This window comes from Rubrimonas sp. (genome assembly GCF_036788415.1).
Lineage (GTDB): Bacteria > Pseudomonadota > Alphaproteobacteria > Rhodobacterales > Rhodobacteraceae > Rubrimonas.
In genome coordinates this window covers 1-2,548 of sequence record NZ_DAIQNN010000217.1, presented here as the reverse complement: position 1 = coordinate 2,548, position 2,548 = coordinate 1, and the positions used below count along the sequence as shown (strand labels likewise).

The 2,548-nt window shown below is 68.6% G+C and carries 3 protein-coding genes and 1 pseudogene; all 4 read right to left on the bottom strand.

Annotation, left to right across the window (positions count from 1 at the left end):
• Positions 1 to 244, bottom strand: a pseudogene (locus V7Q31_RS18765) (hypothetical protein); the annotation flags it as partial.
• 428 nt (positions 245 to 672) lie between these two features.
• Complete coding sequence (locus V7Q31_RS18760) at positions 673 to 1,437, bottom strand: hypothetical protein (RefSeq protein WP_333835355.1); 765 nt, start codon at positions 1,435 to 1,437, stop codon at positions 673 to 675.
• Between the two features lie 208 nt (positions 1,438 to 1,645).
• Positions 1,646 to 2,041 carry a hypothetical protein gene (locus V7Q31_RS18755; protein ID WP_333835354.1) on the bottom strand — a complete coding sequence of 132 codons (396 nt, stop codon included), beginning with the start codon at positions 2,039 to 2,041 and terminating at the stop codon, positions 1,646 to 1,648.
• A gap of 67 nt (positions 2,042 to 2,108) precedes the next feature.
• The coding region (locus tag V7Q31_RS18750) for a M10 family metallopeptidase C-terminal domain-containing protein (RefSeq protein WP_442976770.1) at positions 2,109 to 2,548 on the bottom strand (440 nt) is incomplete at its 5' end.

Sequence of the window (2,548 nt, the reverse complement as noted above, 5' to 3'; positions counted from 1 at the left end):
CCCCCAACTCTGACACGGTCCCCGGCACTTTCGGGGAAATCGGTACGGAAACCCCACCACGCGCGATCGCAGGGCCGAACTTCACCACCCATCGCCGCAGCGTCTCGTATGAGACCTCGACCCCGCGCTCGAGCAGCACCTCCTCGATGGCGCGCAAGCTGAGCGAGAAGCGCAGGTAGAGCCAGACCGCATGGGCGATGATCGCTGGCGGGAAGCGGTGGCGCTTATAGGAGGCGACGGTCATCGACATCAGCAAAAGCTATCCGAGACGGCCGTGAGCCGCGAGCCCGGGGTTAACGTGACAGCACCTCTCGCAAGCACCGGGTCTGCCGATCCGCCTCCGCCGGCGCGCCGCTGAAGACGCGCTCGTGTCCATCAGCGCCAGGACCCGCTCACAGTCCAATATGCAGCGAGGCGGCATGATCTCCGCGACCGGGGTCATGCTGCGCCGGCGGGCGACGCCGCACCGGCATCGACCGAAGCGTGGCCCGGGCCGGCGCGCTCGCCCGTCGTCAGGATCGCCGCGCTAACGCAGCCGTCGCTCCCTGTCAGCTCGACCACAACGCGCCAACGCGGCGCAAAATCACCCTCGGGCCACCAGCTCCCGCCGCCCTTATGGCGTCACCATCCCCACATTCTCGACGGTCTCCTTGGCGGTGGGGCGATCAGCGCTCATTTCGCCGGTGACGGACCCGCGCCACTGCTGGTCGCGCGCACGCGATCGACGAATGACGCGTCGTGCGTAAATTGACCGACATGGCCCACGCCCGGCCCGACATAGGCGAGGAGCCGCGTATCCCCGAGGCGGAGCACGCGCTCGCAGAAGGCGTGGTCTTCGGCGAGGCGTTCGCCATTCGCCAGCGTGATCTCGCTGAAGTAGTCCCGTATCGCGCCGGCAGGCTCCGACGGACCAGAGCGACGACGGGACACGGCTTGCGCAAGGCCCGCTTCCGCCAGCCGCCGCATCAGCGCCTTCTCGATCACCACGAAGCCGAAGCCGAACCCTTCGACCTCCATGACGTCATCGCGGATCTGCCTGGCGCCGGGCGACAGCCGCAGGGTGAAGACCGAGGCGCGCGCCTTCGCCTGCTCCACCCCGGCGCCCTCACGGATCGCCTGCGCGAACGCGGCGAGATCGATCCGCCGCTGGGGATAGGCCACGCCGACGACCGGCGCCCGCAGCGCGAACAGTCGACGCATGACCACCGGCTGGACGGCCATGTCGCTGTCGACGAACAGCAGATGGCTGAGGCTGTCGTCCTGCATGAACGCGTGGGCGAGCAGGTTGCGCGCGGTGACCACGTCGGCGTTGTCGACGGTCATCAGCGTGTAGCCCGCTCCAAAGCCGCCGAGCACCTGTGTCAGCGCGACCAGCGTCCTCGCATAGGCAGCGGCGACCGTGCCGTGGACGGTCGGCGTGGCGATCATGACCTTCATCGTCGCGCCCCGCCGCACCTGCCGTCGCGCCCGCTCGCGTCGAACGGACGCTTCAGGCCGGACGCCGCCGCATCGCGCAGAGCGTCGCCGCGGCCGCAGGAAGCAGCGCCGCCGGTGCGGGCAGCGGGATAGACGCGAGGAACCCCTCCACATCCACCGTTCCCGCGCCGGTCTGGTCCGGTCCGATCACTCCAGTCAGCCGCAGCAGTCATTCAGGCTGGAAGCGGCCGAGGATCGTCCCAGCCGTCACGATGAAAGGCGCGTCCGCGGTCGGCCCGGCCATGACCCTCGGCGCGCCGAGAAGATCGCGGCTGTCGAGCACGAGATCGGAACTCTCGAAGATGGTCGGGAAGAAGGTCGTCACGTCGTCGCCGAGCGGCGACAGGCCGAACTCTGCGCCCGCGTCGAATTCGATGAGGCCGATGCCCGGTCCCGACACGGGGCCGAACGCGAGAGCGTCGACGCGATCGCCCGCCACCGGCAGGATGCGGGGCGCCACGGTCCCCTCGAAGACCTTGACGGCTGGCGGCGTCGACGCCGAAGCAACCGCGGCGAGGCCCAGCGCGAAGGCGATGGAGATGAGCAATCGATTGATCGAATGCATGTGTCTTGCTCCGTGGGACGTTGCGCTCGCAGTCCTGACGCCGTCGCGTTGGAAGAATCGGCGGGGCTCAGGCGAGCAGCCCCGGGTCGCTGTTGGTCCATTCGTCGGTGAAGTCCGCGGCGGTGAGCGTCACGCCAGTGACGAACAGCGTGTCGCGGTCTGGCGTATCGAGGGTGATCACGCTGGTCAGACCGAGCGTGCGCAGGCTGAACGCATTGCCCGACAGGTCGATGGCGTCGATGCCCTGCTCGAAGTCGCGGATGTAGGCGACGTCGCGAAAGCCGTCGTTGGCGGTCTGTCCGAAGACAAAGATGTCCGCGTCGTCGCCGCCGAACACCTGGGTCGCACGTGAGCGGCCGATCAGGATGATATCCGCCGCGTCCGTTCCGTCGATCCGCGGCTGGTTGGGCTCGCCGATGATCACGTTGGGGCCGATGGGCGGCATGTCCGGCGTCACGTCGATCGTCAGCGTCGCGGTGGCGAAGGTGACGCCGTCGGTGATCGTGT

What these genes read in the sequence shown, in the direction of transcription:
- V7Q31_RS18755 (WP_333835354.1), bottom strand. Translation starts at nt 2,041, where the DNA reads ATGCATTCGATCAATCGATTGCTCATCTCCATCGCCTTCGCGCTGGGC.
- V7Q31_RS18760 (WP_333835355.1), bottom strand. Translation starts at nt 1,437, where the DNA reads ATGAAGGTCATGATCGCCACGCCGACCGTCCACGGCACGGTCGCCGCT.